Origin of the sequence: Roseobacter sp. CCS2 (assembly GCF_000169435.1) — a bacterium.
In the GTDB taxonomy this organism is placed as follows: domain Bacteria; phylum Pseudomonadota; class Alphaproteobacteria; order Rhodobacterales; family Rhodobacteraceae; genus Yoonia.
The window spans coordinates 785,378-800,458 of sequence record NZ_AAYB01000001.1 but is presented as its reverse complement, the minus strand read 5'-3'; the positions used below and the strand labels follow the sequence as shown (position 1 = coordinate 800,458).

Annotated in this window: 18 protein-coding genes and 1 pseudogene; 11 read left to right on the top strand and 8 right to left on the bottom strand. The window is 56.4% G+C overall.

What is annotated here, in order from left to right; genetic code table 11:
* Window positions 1–8: 8 nt before the first annotated feature.
* The 4 genes from RCCS2_RS04070 to ilvD all read right to left on the bottom strand — a co-directional run bounded on the left by RCCS2_RS04070 (window position 9) and on the right by ilvD (window position 4,175).
* Complete coding sequence (locus RCCS2_RS04070) at window positions 9–782, bottom strand: DUF6478 family protein (protein ID WP_008231577.1); 774 nt, start codon at window positions 780–782, stop codon at window positions 9–11.
* 128 nt (window positions 783–910) lie between these two features.
* Window positions 911–1,693, bottom strand: coding sequence for a GNAT family N-acetyltransferase (locus RCCS2_RS04065; protein ID WP_008231576.1), 783 nt, complete (start codon window positions 1,691–1,693; stop codon window positions 911–913).
* A 131-nt stretch (window positions 1,694–1,824) separates the two neighbouring features.
* Window positions 1,825–2,436, bottom strand: a complete 612-nt coding sequence (locus RCCS2_RS04060) for a hypothetical protein (protein WP_008231575.1) — start codon at window positions 2,434–2,436, stop codon at window positions 1,825–1,827.
* 5 nt (window positions 2,437–2,441) lie between these two features.
* The gene (gene ilvD, locus RCCS2_RS04055) at window positions 2,442–4,175 is read right to left on the bottom strand and encodes a dihydroxy-acid dehydratase (protein WP_008231574.1); all 1,734 of its coding nucleotides are present in this window, start codon (window positions 4,173–4,175) and stop codon (window positions 2,442–2,444) included.
* Between the two features lie 87 nt (window positions 4,176–4,262).
* Between ilvD and RCCS2_RS04050 the strand changes: the two genes are divergently transcribed.
* From RCCS2_RS04050 to RCCS2_RS04025, 9 genes and pseudogenes are all read left to right on the top strand, one after another.
* Complete coding sequence (locus RCCS2_RS04050; RefSeq protein WP_008231573.1) at window positions 4,263–4,913, top strand: CPBP family intramembrane glutamic endopeptidase; 651 nt, start codon at window positions 4,263–4,265, stop codon at window positions 4,911–4,913.
* A complete protein-coding gene (locus RCCS2_RS18520; protein WP_008231572.1) occupies window positions 4,895–5,167 on the top strand; it encodes a hypothetical protein in 273 nt (90 codons plus the stop codon). Before RCCS2_RS04050 ends, RCCS2_RS18520 begins: the two co-directional genes overlap by 19 nt.
* A gap of 59 nt (window positions 5,168–5,226) precedes the next feature.
* Window positions 5,227–6,171, top strand: coding sequence for an acetyl-CoA carboxylase, carboxyltransferase subunit beta (accD, locus tag RCCS2_RS04045; RefSeq protein ID WP_008231571.1), 945 nt, complete (start codon window positions 5,227–5,229; stop codon window positions 6,169–6,171).
* 29 nt (window positions 6,172–6,200) lie between these two features.
* Window positions 6,201–7,442: a bifunctional folylpolyglutamate synthase/dihydrofolate synthase gene (locus tag RCCS2_RS04040; protein WP_156788454.1), complete on the top strand. Its 1,242-nt coding sequence runs from the start codon at window positions 6,201–6,203 to the stop codon at window positions 7,440–7,442.
* The gene (locus RCCS2_RS04035) at window positions 7,442–7,945 is read left to right on the top strand and encodes a hypothetical protein (RefSeq protein ID WP_037293161.1); all 504 of its coding nucleotides are present in this window, start codon (window positions 7,442–7,444) and stop codon (window positions 7,943–7,945) included. Before RCCS2_RS04040 ends, RCCS2_RS04035 begins: the two co-directional genes overlap by 1 nt.
* A 470-nt stretch (window positions 7,946–8,415) precedes the next feature.
* Window positions 8,416–9,270 (top strand): tetratricopeptide repeat protein, encoded by an 855-nt coding sequence (locus RCCS2_RS18640; RefSeq protein WP_332249301.1) that lies wholly within the window; start codon window positions 8,416–8,418, stop codon window positions 9,268–9,270.
* Window positions 9,180–9,551, top strand: a pseudogene (locus RCCS2_RS18635) (tetratricopeptide repeat protein); the annotation flags it as partial. The gene RCCS2_RS18640 and the pseudogene RCCS2_RS18635, both read left to right, overlap by 91 nt.
* Before the next feature lie 24 nt (window positions 9,552–9,575).
* Window positions 9,576–9,917 carry a tetratricopeptide repeat protein gene (locus tag RCCS2_RS18630; protein ID WP_232204242.1) on the top strand — a complete coding sequence of 114 codons (342 nt, stop codon included), beginning with the start codon at window positions 9,576–9,578 and terminating at the stop codon, window positions 9,915–9,917.
* On the top strand, window positions 9,874–10,761 hold the full coding sequence (locus tag RCCS2_RS04025; protein WP_442852254.1) for a 4-(cytidine 5'-diphospho)-2-C-methyl-D-erythritol kinase: 888 nt from the start codon (window positions 9,874–9,876) through the stop codon (window positions 10,759–10,761). The genes RCCS2_RS18630 and RCCS2_RS04025 overlap by 44 nt, the downstream gene beginning before the upstream one ends.
* Here the strand turns inward: RCCS2_RS04025 and RCCS2_RS04020 are convergent.
* From RCCS2_RS04020 to RCCS2_RS04010, 3 genes are read right to left on the bottom strand one after another with little or no spacing between them, the layout of a single operon-like run.
* Entirely contained in the window at window positions 10,758–10,946 is a 189-nt protein-coding gene (locus tag RCCS2_RS04020) for a hypothetical protein (protein WP_008231565.1), read from the bottom strand. The genes RCCS2_RS04025 and RCCS2_RS04020 overlap by 4 nt on opposite strands.
* A gap of 36 nt (window positions 10,947–10,982) precedes the next feature.
* Complete coding sequence (gene rsmD / locus RCCS2_RS04015; protein ID WP_008231564.1) at window positions 10,983–11,540, bottom strand: 16S rRNA (guanine(966)-N(2))-methyltransferase RsmD; 558 nt, start codon at window positions 11,538–11,540, stop codon at window positions 10,983–10,985.
* Entirely contained in the window at window positions 11,537–12,751 is a 1,215-nt protein-coding gene (locus tag RCCS2_RS04010) for an NAD(P)/FAD-dependent oxidoreductase (RefSeq protein WP_008231563.1), read from the bottom strand. Before RCCS2_RS04010 ends, rsmD begins: the two co-directional genes overlap by 4 nt.
* Before the next feature lie 93 nt (window positions 12,752–12,844).
* Here RCCS2_RS04010 and RCCS2_RS04005 point away from each other — a divergent pair, with 93 nt between their 5' ends.
* Window positions 12,845–13,357: a peroxiredoxin gene (locus tag RCCS2_RS04005; protein ID WP_037293159.1), complete on the top strand. Its 513-nt coding sequence runs from the start codon at window positions 12,845–12,847 to the stop codon at window positions 13,355–13,357.
* Window positions 13,358–13,539: 182 nt separating this feature from the next.
* Entirely contained in the window at window positions 13,540–14,019 is a 480-nt protein-coding gene (locus RCCS2_RS04000; protein WP_008231560.1) for a hypothetical protein, read from the top strand.
* A gap of 215 nt (window positions 14,020–14,234) precedes the next feature.
* Here the strand turns inward: RCCS2_RS04000 and RCCS2_RS03995 are convergent, their stop codons facing one another.
* A complete protein-coding gene (locus tag RCCS2_RS03995; protein WP_008231558.1) occupies window positions 14,235–15,080 on the bottom strand; it encodes a mechanosensitive ion channel family protein in 846 nt (281 codons plus the stop codon).
* Window position 15,081: the final 1 nt, after the last annotated feature.

The window sequence follows — 15,081 nt, the reverse complement described above, 5'->3', positions numbered from 1 at the left end:
TCTGCTCCTTAAATATCCGCGCGCGGATAGCGGCAGAACGTGAGGTCACGGATGCTGACCTTATTCATCGCAGGGCGTTCGATCATCAGATCAATCCACATCCGTTCAGCCCGCTTTTCGTTCAGCCCACTATAGGCAAGGTCAAATTCAACAATCGTTTCGGGCGTGTCATCGGGCAATGTCAGCAAGACCTGTTCGGTATTGGGCCCATTTTTGACGTTCAGGCGGGCATAAATTGGGGTCGGGTGTTCGCGTTCAATCACCGCACCAAGACGAATGAGGTGGCGTTTCTTCAGGCCCTCGCATGAGGCCTTGGGGATTTCGATAACCAGTGACAGATAGCTGCCCTCAAAATGAAAGGCCTGTAGGTCAATCCCAAACGGGGCCAGATCAGTCTCGCGTCCGTTGCGAACCTGTCGCAGGCTGACTTCGGCGCGCTTGCAATCGTGAAAGATCACAAGCTCATTCGTCATCGCCATCTTGGGTAATGCAGGGGCAATGCCCATTGGCGTCACCGGCGCACGCCACGGCGTGGGTCGCCATGCCCAATCGGTGCCGGGCGGTTGCGGAAAAGTGGTTGATCCGACCCGGGGCAATGCAAGCCTGCTGTCCGCCTCGACCTTGAATGCCCCGATATGATGTAAAAGCCTTTTGGCCACATCATTTCTGCGATCAAGTGCTGCAAGTCCCATCTCTGATACATCCTGTGTCGCACTGCGCCAGCGCGCGATGGCGCGGCGTTGCAAGAACCGGTCAAGAGGGCCGGGCAGGGGCAATGACATCTGCGGTTTTTTCCTTTTATTGCGATGGACTATGCCAAACGAGGGCCGCTTTGAAAACGGATCAGATGTAGAGCGGCGCGCAGTAACGTGTCAACGTGGTCACGGCCACCTGCACCTTACACTAACGATCAAAGACGCAGTATCAGATCGAACTGGCCTTTGATTGAGTTTGCGTGATGCGCTTTAAGAAAAGCTGAAAATCCGGGATCATCATCAGCATAGTTGATGAACCTCAAGGCCGCGCCCGGCGCACCGCGCAACGCGTTGCGTAGCAATTCACGACCGATACCTTTTCGTCTCGCGCTTTTTTTGACGGCAAGCTGTGCCACTGTGTGGGTCTTTTTGAATACTGCGATGTAACCGCTTATCTGGTCCGCTTGTGTCGCGCAAATGCACATCACATCCGTCCCAAGTGCAGCAAGGGACGCGTCGCTGTTTTGCCATGTAGGTTGCCAATCGCGCATATCAGCGATCTGCGCCATGACGTCGGACCACTTGCGTTCAACCAAGTCGATGTCGAAGTGTGGCCCCGACATAGGTTGCGATACAGTGCAGCATCCCAACCGCCGCACGCGCGTCATACCGATGCGCGCATACAGCCGTTGGGCAACATTATTGTGCTCTAATACTTCTGTGTGAAAAGATGATACGTTGCTGGCGCGCAGGTCATCCAGAACACTGTGGGCCAGTTGAGTTGACAACCCTCTACCGCGAAATGCAGGAAGCGTGCCGCTTGCTATCAGATAAGCCTGATCACCGCGTACAGACATAAACCAAAACGATACAATGCGGCCTCTTGCAACGGCGACCTTTGACACCTCTGTATTCAAGCCACGTTGCAACATCATTCTGTCAAATGCAGAGGGTGTAAGTTGCGTTGGCACGCTATAATCCGAAAACGCGGCGTTCATTGCACGACACAAGTCTTGTGGTGCATACCCGGATGCGGGTCGGAGCATGACTTTATCCATGATCTGCGTCCCTTCGGCGATGGTGTATCCGCGAACTTGAGCGCGGTAAATGGCCCGCCCGACAGTTCAGGTCAGGCGTCTGGTACTGTCTGATCCGCAGCCGTGGTTGCTGCTTGGACACCTGCAAGGACAAGCTTTAACAATGTCGCCCCCGGTCCTTCGTTGAGTGGCGCAACGGCAAGACCACGGACCCCAACTGTCACCAACCGTCCGTTGATGTTCGTAAAAGCCCGCCATTCTTCTTGCTGCAACCCCGCAAAAGGGGGCGGCCCTGCGTCGGTGAAATGGATCATCACCTGACTGTTAAAGGCCTGACTTGACAGGATATCGACATCCTTTGCGTCACCACTTTGGCTAAGAAGGCGGGCGCCATCCTGCGTGATCAGATAGTCCCGTAAGGCCAGTTCATCCGCCGCCACACTGCCGCTGTCGGCGGGGCCGACTTGCACCGTTGCAAAACCGATGACGGCGGGCACACCGGCCAATGCACCCAAAGTGGCACAGGGCGCAAGTATGGCGAAATCGCGCGCGGTCTGGCTTGCCACATCATCGACGCAGTAACCAGCGGGCGTGGTTGCAACCACTTCGCCTTGGCCAAGCGATACAGACCGCGTAGCGGTGGGCACCGGGGTGCAGGCGGTGATAGCCAACACCCCGCAAAGCGCAACAGATAAACGGATCATCAGCGTCAGAGGTCCATGTAAATGTGTTTTTCAGACTTCGCACCCGGATGCGTCACCGCACCCAAACGCGCACCACCCACAAGTTGCGCGTATTTCCACAAAGCACCGGATGCATAGATCGTCTCTTTCGGGCCTTTCCAATTCGCCTTGCGCGTCGCCAGTTCTTCGTCACTCAGATCGACTGACAGTTCACCAGTGACAGCGTTGATTGTGATGACATCGCCGTTCTGCAACAGGCCTATCGGGCCACCGTGCGCGGCCTCTGGCCCCACATGACCCACACAGAACCCGCGTGTCGCACCAGAAAAGCGGCCATCCGTGATCAGCGCGACCTTTTTGCCCATGCCTTGGCCGGACAGTGCGGCAGTCGTCGCCAGCATCTCGCGCATACCGGGGCCACCGGCGGGGCCTTCATTGCGGATCACCAGCACTTCGCCTTCTTCGTATTGGCGGGCTTTCACAGCCTCAAACGCATCTTCTTCGCTTTCAAAGCAACGGGCGGGACCTGTAAAAGACTGTTCTTGCGTATTCATCCCCGCGACCTTCACAATCGCACCTTCGGGGGCAAGATTACCCTTCAAACCAACAACGCCACCGGTTGGTGTCAGCGGGTTTTCGATAGAATAGATCACCTTATTGTCCGCCTCGCCTTTGATCATATCCAGCTCTTCGCCCATGGTCCGGCCTGATGCTGTCATGCACTCCTCGTGGATCAGACCGGCCTTGCGCAGTTCTTTCAGCACGACGGGTACGCCGCCAGCCTCGTAAAGGTCTTTGGCCACATATTGACCACCCGGTTTCAGATCGACAAAATAAGGCGTATCACGGAAGATGTCGCAGACATCAAAAAGGTCGAAATCAATGCCAGCCTCATGCGCAATGGCCGGCAGGTGTAGACCGGCATTGGTGGACCCACCGGTACAGGCCACAACGCGCGCGGCGTTCTCAAGCGACTTGCGGGTGACAACATCACGGGCGCGGATGTTCTTTTCAATCAGGTTCATGACCGCTTCACCCGATGCAATGCCATACTGGTCGCGGCTTTCATAAGGGGCAGGGGCACCGGAAGAATTCATCAGGGCCAGACCAATCGCTTCGGACACACAAGCCATCGTATTGGCCGTAAACTGACCACCGCAAGCGCCAGCAGATGGACACGCTACACGTTCCAGCACTTCCAGTTCCGCATCAGTCATATTGCCCGCTTGGTGTTTACCCACAGCCTCGAACACGTCCTGAACAGTCACGTCCTTGCCATCCAGACGACCCGGCAGAATGGACCCGCCATAGATAAAGACGGACGGCACGTTCAGACGGACCATCGCCATCATCATACCGGGCAGGGATTTGTCGCAACCGGCCAGACCGACCAGCGCATCATAGCAGTGGCCGCGCATCGTCAGCTCAACCGTATCGGTAATTGCTTCGCGTGACGCCAGCGAAGAGCGCATCCCTTCATGCCCCATCGCAATGCCGTCGGTGACAGTAATCGTTGTAAATTCGCGCGGCGTGCCCATCGCCTTTTTCACACCCAGCTTGACCGACTGCGCCTGACGGTTCAGGGCGATGTTGCAAGGGGCCGCTTCGTTCCAGCAGGTCGCGACACCAACCCAAGGTTGCTTGATCGCTTCTTCATCCAGACCCATGGCGTAAAAATACGACCGGTGCGGCGCGCGCGATGGGCCTTCGGTCACATGGCGGCTGGGCAGGTGTGTCTTATTGACCTGATCTTTGGGCATCTGGTTGTCTCCTCGCGAAATCGTTAGAAACGGTCTAAATAGCAGGCTGCAGTTGTGCAAGGGCACAAAGCCTGACAACAGTTTGCGATGCCCTACGACTATGCCCCGCACAAAGACTTTATCCACCCCGCGCGGGCAGAGCCAAGCTTGCGCTACGTCTTTTCGGTTGTGGTGATCTATGCGGTTACTTTTATGATCGCGCCATCCTTGGTTTACATAGTCCTGCCTGCACCGTTGAACGCCGATTTGTTTGAAATGGTCACGCCGGTAGGGTCGCTGTTGTCATTCGCGACCTTTGGGATCACAGCCTATGTTTTGGTCAGAACCGTCAGGTTTTTTCACAAACGTGGGTTTTGGTCACTGATCGGGCCTTACAGCCAAGCGTTTACAGACCTGCGCCGCGTATTGGTCGCGGTTTTTGCGCTGCAATTTCTTGTGCAGATTGTGCTGCCTTGGGGGTCGTGGGGCGATGTGGCCGAGGTACGTCCTGTCGCCCTTTGGTTGGCGTTGGCCCCTTTCAGTCTGTTGGTCATCTTCATACAGGTCAGCACCGAAGAACTGGTTTTTCGGGGATACTTGCAACAACAACTGGCGTGTATCACAGATAACCCATGGGTCTGGATGGTCATCCCATCTGCATTGTTTGGGGCGATCCATTACTGGAATGGCAACAGCCCCCCGAAGGATTTGTCTACGCTGTCTGGGCCGGGTTGCTGGGGTTGGCTTGCGCGGATCTGACGGCACGGACTGGCACGCTTGGGGCGGCAATTGGTTTGCATTTCGGGGTGAATATCGTCGCGATCATGTTTGTGGGCATTCAGGATTGGCCAGTTTCCGGGCTGGCGCTGGTGCTGTTCACCTATTTCGACCCTGATGTCCTAAGCGCCGAGATTATTGCAGCAGGTACGCCTTGGGTGATCTTTAGCATGATCATGGCGGGCCTTTCAGTCCTGATCATGTGGCTTGCGGCACGGATCGCCATCCGGCGCTGATTGCATTTCATCACGCACCGTCATATTTGAAGACGTAACATCGCTTAAAGGCCGCGCATATGAACTGGATTACCAATTACGTTCGCCCCACCATCAACTCGCTGTTTTCACGGCGCGAGGTGCCGGACAATCTTTGGACGAAATGTGATAATTGCGGGACGATGCTGTTTCACCGTGAATTGGCCGATAACCTGAATGTCTGCACCAACTGCGATCATCATATGGCAATCGGGGCGCGTGACCGGCTAAAGTCGATCTTCGACGGCGGCATTTTTGTGGAAGTAGACGTACCAGAGCCCACTGCCGACCCGCTGCATTTTCGTGATCAGAAACGCTATACCGACCGGATCAAGGAAGCGCGGCGCAAGACCGGCGAAAAAGATGCGATGCTGGTCGCCGAAGGCGAGATGGGGCGCACAGGCGTTATTGTCGCCGTGCAGGATTTTTCCTTCATGGGCGGGTCGATGTCGATGTATGTGGGCAACGCGATTGTGGCTGCCGCTGAACGTGCCATCGCACTCAAACGCCCGCTGATCCTGTTTTCCGCCGCGGGTGGCGCGCGAATGCAGGAAGGTATCCTTGGCCTGATGCAAATGCCCCGCACGACGATTGCGGTGCAGATGCTGAAAGAAGCAGGACTGCCATATATCGTCGTTTTGACCCACCCGACGACCGGTGGTGTTACTGCGTCCTATGCGATGCTGGGTGACGTGCAAATTGCCGAACCTAATGCGCTGATTGGCTTTGCCGGTGCGCGGGTGATTGAACAAACCATCGGGGAAAAGCTGCCCGAAGGGTTCCAGCGCGCTGAATACTTGCTTGATCATGGCATGCTGGACCGGGTGACGAAACGGACCGTGCTGAAGGATGAATTAGTGACGATTGTGCGCCTGTTGATGCAGCAACCCGCCCCGGTGAAGGGCGATTTGCCAGCGCCGGAAATCCAGTCTGAAGCGGCCGAAGAAATTGAAGCCGCAGAAGAAGCTGCGGAAAAGGCCAAGTGACCCAAACCTCTGACGTGATCCTGGAACGGATGATGGCCTTGCACCCCAAGGTCATTGACTTGACCCTGGACCGTGTCTGGCGTTTGCTTGCTGCTGTGGGCCACCCGCAAGACCGTTTGCCCCCTGTGATCCATATTGCAGGCACCAATGGCAAAGGCTCAACCCAAGCGATGATCCGCGCGGGGCTGGAGGCAGGTGGATCAAAGGTCCATGCCTACACATCCCCGCATCTGGCGCGCTTTCACGAACGTATCCGGTTGGCTGGTGATCTGATCACAGAAGCCGCGCTAACCGATGTATTGGATCGCTGTTATGTCGCCAACGGCCCCGATCCGATCACGTATTTTGAAATTACAACGGTGGCTGGACTGTTGGCATTTGCAGAAACCCCCGCTGATTACACACTACTTGAGGTGGGTCTTGGTGGGCGATTGGACGCGACAAACGTGATCTCGGACCCTGCCATGACAATTATCACGCCCGTTGATCTGGACCACCAGCAGTTCCTTGGTGACACATTGGGGGCCATTGCGGGCGAAAAGGCTGGCATTATCAAACGTGGTGTGCCTTGTGTTGTTGGCCCACAGCACGACGAAAGCATGGATGTGATCGAGGCGAAAGCAGGGGCACTCGGCGCTCCGCTAATCGCCTATGGTCAGCACTGGCATGTGGGGGTTGAGCGTGACCGGCTGATCTATCAGGACGATCGTGGATTGCTGGACCTGCCGTTGCCAAACTTGCTTGGACCCCACCAAGTTAAGAATGCTGGCGCAGCTATCGCGGCACTGCGCGCGTTGGGCAAAAACGAAGCGGCTTGTGAGGCTGCCATAACGCGGGCCTATTGGCCTGCACGGATGGAAAAACTGACCAAAGGCGCTTTGGTTGATATGACGTCCCCGGCAGAGCTTTGGTTGGATGGCGGCCATAATCCGGCAGCAGGTCAGGCCTTGGCCGACACACTTCGCGCACAGCCGTCCAAACCGACACATCTGATTTGCGGCATGCTCAACACCAAAGACATCGGTGGCTATCTGCGACATTTGGCGGGCGTGGCCGAAACACTGACGGCTGTTTCAATTCCGGGTGAGACGGCAACAATCCCTGCGGCGCAGACCGCAGCAGAGGCCGAAAAGGCAGGCCTGCCAGCGCAGGTTGCAGACGATGTGCAAACTGCTATTGCAACAATTATTGCTCAAACGCCAAACGCGCGCATTCTGATTTGCGGATCGCTGTATCTGGCGGGGCACGTGATGCGGGAGAATAGTGTTTGATGAAAGGTTGGATAGTAGCGGCCTGTGTGCTGGCAAACAGCGCCAATGCGGCCGATTTCTATTTCTGCTGGGAGGGGTCCAACGGTTACACGATGACCGGACAAATGACGATCAACCCGGTGTCATTGAACAAACCAATTGTTACCGAAAGCGATGTGACCCTGTTCAAGATCGCAGGCTACCAAGACGGGCGGCTGTTGGGTAAATGGGACCTTGCGAACCGGACCGACAGCACGAGCTGGATTTTGAACTATGATCCGGCACGCAGTGTCTTTATGACGCCCGGCGAAATGGGGTTGGGCGTCAGCCAGGCCTGGAACGCGGATGGCACAGCGACCGATTGTGGCAACCCAGGCTTTGGGTTCAACCTTGGCAACTTTGCACAGGATTTTTGCCTTAACGGCATCTGGCTGGAAGAAAGCGGGATGCCACCAGAGACACCTTTTCTGGTCAGCCCTGTACCTGTCGATCCACTTTGCCGGGTTTATGCGCCAACAAGTTGACCGATTCGCGAATCAGTCTCTTGACGCCGAATCACTTCGCCCCTAGTGTCGCTGCTAACGTGAAGCGCTATAAGAAATAGGCGCGTGCGAGCAGTATTGGCAGGGCGAGCAGATGGGCTGTAATGGCCTGTCTTCTTGTTTTTGGCGTGTGCCATCGTCTATCACAGTTAGCCCCACCCGCAACAATTTGCCGCCACGACTTCGTGCTATTTGCATGCAAGTCTTTGCCTGACTAGGGTGCGCAAACAGGTAGGGAAGGGTAGAGTTTGTCGGTTCTGAAACATACATTCATAGGGGCAGTTGCAGCGCTGCTTATTTCCGGGGCGCAGCCGGTGACGGCCGGGCCTGATGCAGGCGCCTACCTTGCGGCACGCCAAGCTGGGCTTGCCAATGATTTCGGACAAGCCGCGCGCCATTTCACCGAAAGTCTGAAAGCCGACCCCGCGAACCCTTTTTTGCTGGAAAACGCGATGACGTCCTACATCGCGCTGGGCGATATCGGGCGGGCTATTCCCATAGCCCAAACCATCGTCGATAATGAATATGACAGTCAGATCGCGCATCTTACCTTGATGATCGCGGACGCCAAAGCAGACGACTGGGCCGCAATTTTCAATGGTCTTGAGATGGGACGTTCGGTTGGGCCGCTGGTTGATCGTTTGGCCATAGGCTGGGCGCATCTGGGGCAGGGCGATATGGCCGAAGCGATTGCCAGTTTTGATCAGGTGATCGCAACAGACGGAATGATAGTTTATGGGCTGACGCACAAAGCTTACACTTTGGCGTCGGTCGGTGATTTTGAAGGGGCCGAGGCGATCCTATCCGGTTCTGCTGTTCCCGGTGGTATGCGCTATAGCCGTCAAAGTGCGATTGCGCATGCACAGATATTAAGCCAGCTCGGGCGTAACAGTGACGCTTTGGGCATCATTGACGCGGTTTTCGGCAGCCAGCGCGACCCTGGCATTGCCCAATTGCATGCGCAACTTATGGCGGATGAAGCCGTGGCCTATAGCGCCGTACGCACCCCTGCCCAAGGTCTGGCTGATCTGTTTCATGTCATCGCTGGCATGGTGCGCGAAGACGCACCCAAGCAGTTCACGCTGATGTACACACGTGCCGCCACATATCTTTGGCCAGAAAATACGCCAGCGGTGCTGATGAATGCCGCTTTGCTGGAAGACTTGAACAATACGATCTGGCCAATGCCGCCTATGCCACGGTCGCGCCTGATGACCCATCTTTTCATGCAGCAGAACTGGGCCGGGCCGAGGTGTTACGGGCCGCCGGGCGCAAAGACGCCGCGATTGAGGTGCTTGATGCGCTAAGCCGCAGCCACCCTGACCTTGCCGAGGTTTACGCCACTAAAGGCGATACATTGCGGCAGGCCGAACGCCATGACGAGGCGGTCGTAACTTACACACGCGCCCTGAACCTATATGACGCGACACACAGTTCGCGGTGGTTTGTCTATTTCACACGTGGGATTTCGCATCATAAAAGCGATAACTGGTCAGAGGCCGAGGCCGATTTCCGGGCGTCGCTTGCTTTGCGCCCCGATCATCCGCAAGTTTTGAACTATTTGGGCTATTCGCTTGTGGAACGCGGCGAAAAACTGAATGAAGCGCTGGGTATGATCGAAACAGCCGCCGCTGCCCGGCCAGATAACGGGGCGATCGTCGATAGCCTTGGCTGGGTCTATTTCCAATTTGGCCGCTATGAAGAGGCCGTTGTGCATTTGGAACGCGCCGCTTCGCTTGAACCGGTCGATCCGGTGATAAACGATCATTTGGGCGATGCGCTTTGGGCGGTGGGCCGTGAAATTGAGGCGCGTTTTCAGTGGCAGCGTGCCCTGTCCTTTGATCCTGATCAGGACGAGGCAGACCGTATTCGTGACAAGTTGCAGCGTGGGTTAGATCTGGTTTTGGTCGATGAGGGGCGTGCGCCCATTCGGATCGCCAGTGGCGACGATTAAGGCCAGCGCCCCCGCCAAGGTTAACCTGACCTTGCACGTGACCGGTCAGCGGGACGACGGGTATCATTTGCTTGATAGTCTGGTGGTCTTTGCTGATGTGGCTGATCAGATCAGTGCCAGTATTGCGCCGGACTTGCGGATGACCGCGACGGGCCCCTTTTCAATCGGAATGCCGACAGACCATACCAATCTGATCATGCGGGCCGCCGACGCGCTTCGGACCACCCGGGGCGTGACCAAAGGGGCAGCCCTGACCCTTGAAAAACATCTTCCGCATGCCGCCGGTATCGGCAGTGGATCGTCTGACGCCGCCGCGACCCTTGCGATGCTGGCCGAGCTTTGGCAAGTCGCTCCATTGCCCACCACCGCCCCCGAAGTTGTGGCTTTGGGCGCGGATGTTCCCGTTTGTGTTGGCGCGCCGCGTCCGGTGCGCATGTCCGGGATTGGCGATGTTCTGTCACCTGTTGCAGGGTTGCCGGAATGCGCGCTTGTGTTGGTGCGCCCGCCCGTTGATGTGCCCACAGGGCCAGTCTTCAAAGGGCTCGCGTCAAAAGAGGGCAGTCCAATGTCCGCCTTGCCCGAAGGGCTGGACTATGATGCTTTTGTCCGCTGGCTGATGGCGCAACGCAATGACTTGCAAATGCCAGCCGAAGCGATTGCGCCCGAAATTACCGATGCGATTGCAAAGTTGGAATCGCTGCCCGCGGTTTCGCTGGCGCGCATGTCCGGGTCAGGCGCGACATGTTTTGCGCTGGTCAAGGACATGGCGACGGCACGGCATGTAGCGCGGATCGTGCAAGTGGCCAAGATGGATTGGTGGGTTGCCCCGGCAGCGGTGCTTTAGTCCGCGTCCGGCGACTGCTCTAGCCGCTTCCAAAGCAGGCTGAGCAGGGTCTCGCCCGCCAACGGGTTCACGCAGTCAGAGATCAAGACAGGCGCGCCAAACGGCACAGGCGCCGGCAGCGGCACGCTGGGTTGTTCGGGCTTTGCGACCCGTGGGATGGTGCTGAAGTCAGTCGCGTCGGTCATAATACGAGCCTAGCGAAAGTTGCAGAACCGCGCAAATTAGCGGTCGGCTTGCAGAAAGTTGATCCAAGTGTCGCCATAACGGCGCTGATCAAGACTGCTAAATCCAAGCGGCGCAATCTGCGCACGGCTTTCTTCCCAGACGATCAGCGCCTCTGGTGCAATCCGTCCTGCCGCCTTGGCCATTGCCAGCGCCTTGCCGCCCAGATCTTGCCCATAGGGCGGATCAAGAAACACCAACTGACAGGCATCACCCGGCGGCAGCTTTTCGGCATCAATGGCAAGCAAGATCGTGTCGCCTTGCCTGCGCAGTTTCGCGATATTCTCGCGGATCAGTTTCTGCGCTGCCCGCCCGCTATCGACAAAGGTTACATGCGCGGCACCGCGCGACAGCGCCTCTAACCCCAGTGCACCCGTGCCCGCGAACAAATCCAGCACACGCGCTTTATTGATCGGATCGCCAAACCGCCCACCTTGCAGCACGTTAAAAAGGCTCTCGCGCACCCGGTCCGTTGTGGGGCGTAGGTGCGCGCCCGCATCGCCCTTGCCAACGGACGCCAGCGTTGTGCCGCGATGGGTGCCACCAATGATCCTCACGGCTTCAACAGGGCTTTCATGTCCGTGGCCGGATCGGTAATCAGCGCCGGGTCAGGGCTGCGCCCTGCCTCGATCAGCCGCTTGCCGATCATATAATTCCGCGGGTCGTTCATCGCGTCGACAGCCAGCAACGCGTCGCCATTGTAATACCAGTTCGATTGCACACCGGGCGCATCGCCCTTGCGCAGATAGACATCCGTGTAGCCCATATTCAGCCCGGCAATCTGTAGCTTGCAATCATACTGATCCGACCAGAACCAAGGTTTCGGCACATAAGGTTGATCGCCGCCCGCAATATTCACGGCCACCGCTTCGGCCTGATCAATGGCATTGCCGACGCTTTCCAATCGGATCGTCTGGCCGTGGTACAGGCACGAGGCACAATCCCCCGCCGCCCAGATATGTGGATCGGAGGTGCGACCATGATCGTCCGTGGTAATCCCATTGCCCACATCAATCCCAGCACTTTCCGCAAGGATCGTGGCAGGGTCGATGCCGACGCCGACAACAGCAAAGTCGATATCCAAGGCAGTACCGTCGGTCAGCCGGGCGCCGGTGACATGGGTGTCACCCAGCAGCCGATCCAGTCCGACGCCTTCGCGAATATCGACGCCATGTGCGGTATGCAGCGCGCGAAAGTAATCTGACGTCTCAGGTGCTGCGACCCTTTGCAGGATGCGATCGGCCATCTCAACCAAAGTGACCTGCAATCCCAGCTTGGATGCCACCGCCGCCGCCTCAAGCCCGATATACCCGCCGCCGATAATCAAAACGCGGCTACCAGCCGTGAATGCCGGTGCCATCGTATCGGCGTCGCTGAGGTCGCGCATCGCAAACACACCGTCCAGCATGCCGCCGATGGCGGAGGGCAGCGTGCGCGGATGTGCGCCGACGGTGAGTGCGAGTTCATCATACGTCAGATGGGTGCCATCGCTCAAAGTCAGGGTTCGTGCGGCACTGTCTATGGCTGTCACGCGCGTGTCCAAACGCAGGGTAATGTTGTGGTTGGTATAGAACTCTGCTGGTCGCAGATAAAGCCGCTCTTCGGCCATTTCACCAAGTAAATAAGCTTTGGACAGGGGGGGGCGCTGATAGGGGGGTACTTTCTCTGCTCCGATCAGGGTGATCTCACCTTCAAACCCGATGGTGCGCAATTTGGCGACCAGCGACGCGCCTGCCTGTCCGGCACCAACGACAACAACATGGGGCATGTGCGGTTTACCTTTCCGTCCGACTGGCACTTGTTTGTGTATCCTCTATATGTGAAGCGACAGCAGAAACAATTGCGAACAGGGGCTTCAGATATGACAATCAAGACAGGCGACACTTTGCCGGATGCAACATTGCTGGCGATGGGCGAAGACGGACCACAGCAAGTGGCATTGGCCGACAAGCTGAAAGACCGCAAAGTCGTGCTGTTTGGTCTGCCCGGTGCCTATACCGGTACATGTTCAACAGCGCATGTTCCCAGCTTCATGGTCACCTATGATGATTTCAAAGCCAAAGGCGTGGATGAGATTATCTGCGTGTCCGTCAACGACCCCTTCGTGATGCAAGCCTGGGGCGAAAGCACGCGTGCAACCGAAACAGGCATTACAATGTTGGCTGACGCCGAAAGCGCGTTTACCACCGCCATCGGCATGAACTTCAGCGCGCCACCAGTTGGTTTCGTTAACCGGTCCAAGCGTTACGCGATGCTGGTTGAAAATGGCGTCGTTGCGATCCTGAACGAAGAACTCAGCCCCGGCGAGTGCGAGATTTCGGCGGGAGAGACCTTGCTGGAGGCGTTGGACTTTCAGGAAAAAGCACTGGACTAGGTCAGGTAAGGCCCGCTCGTTCGGGTGGGCGTTACCCGTATAATTACTGCAAAAGCGCGGCTGCCGGGTTGTTGAATGCAGCGCTAGGTAATCTGGCAGCGAATGGTCGCCAGAAGCGCACATTTGTAATTTGCCCAGTTCTGTACCAAGGTCTGACTTGCGTTGTGGCTTAGGACCTCTCTATGCGATACCTCACTGTTTTATCTCTTGCCGTTTTCATCGCCACACCTGTGACTGCGCAGGATGTCCCTGTGGGTTGTTATGTCAGAGATTATTCTGATGAACACCTCGCGAAGTATCCCGAGCAAGTGGTGGATCGCATTAGCATTATGTTTGGTCCATACGAGGGCATTGTATGGGCTGACGTGAAAGTCTTATTAGCTGATCAAGGTCATGCATCACGCGATGGAATTGGCGGCAGGTACCTGTCCGAAACAGCAGGCAACTTTAACGAGCCTCTCGAATTTGGTGTGGAATGCGATGGTGGATCTTTTGATATTGTCTCGTTTGATATGGACACCATTGAGATAGAAACCCGTCGCTTTCGCCTTTCCGTTGATGGGTGCGGGGGTGAAGAAACCTATTCAGACTTGTTAGAGACAGGTAGCTCTTCAACAACTTACACCTTGAACCGATCCAAGCTTGGGGCCTGTTTTTGGTAAGCCGCCATGACCGCTTTCGGATGAGGCGTTGGTATTATCGCATACTAGATATGGGACCAAAAAACAGACGTCGCTGATGCAAAATTCCGCGGCTTCGTCCCTGCTAGGCAAACCCAAACTCAAGCCACATACCAAGTGTTCTATTTCAAAGCGTCACTTTCTGAGGATGACCAATGCCCCGATTAATCGTGCCCAAGCGGGCGTGGCGTTCTTTGTTAACCCTGCACTTGCACCACGGTCCGCGTCGGGAATGGAATGTCAACGCCAGCCCCATCCAGCGCTTCTTTTACCTGCCGTTTCATGTCGGCCTGAAAGGCGAAATATTCACTGCTGTCGCACCAGACCCGCACCAGAAAATCGACCGAACTGTCACCAAGGTTATTCACCTGAATGAACGGCGCCGGGTCAGGCTTGGCGCGGGGATCGGCCAGGATGGTTGTGCGGATTGTCTCTTCTGCCAGTTTTAGGTTGGCGCCATAGCCGACACCAAAGGTCCACTCTGCGCGACGGGTGTCATAGGTGGAATAGTTGACGATCGTATTCCCCCACACTTCTGAATTGGGGATAATGATTTGGACATTGCTAAGCGACGCAAGCTCTGTGTAGTTCAGGGTGATGTCCTTGACCGTGCCCATTTGCCCGTTCACCTCGACAAAATCACTGATTTTGATGGGACGGAAAAACACAATCATCACGCCAGCGGCCACATTCGACAGCGTCCCTTGCAGTGCCAGACCAATCGCCAGACCCGCAGCACCAATGACGGCGACGACGGATGTGGTTTGCACCCCAAAGGTATTGAGCACGAAAAGAAACGCAAAGCCGATGACAATGTAGCGCGCCACATTGCCCAGAAAGTTGAACAATGTGATATCAAGGTGGGCATGTTTACCACCCAGACTGACAAGTCTGCGCCGGACCCATCCCCCCACCAGAAAGCCAATGAACAAGATCGCAAGCGCGGCCAGCACATTGCCCACGGCGGATGCCAGAAATTCAAGTGTCAGCAGGTCCGCAATGGTGTTTCCATCCCAGATGACGGTATTCAGCAGTTCGTCCAAG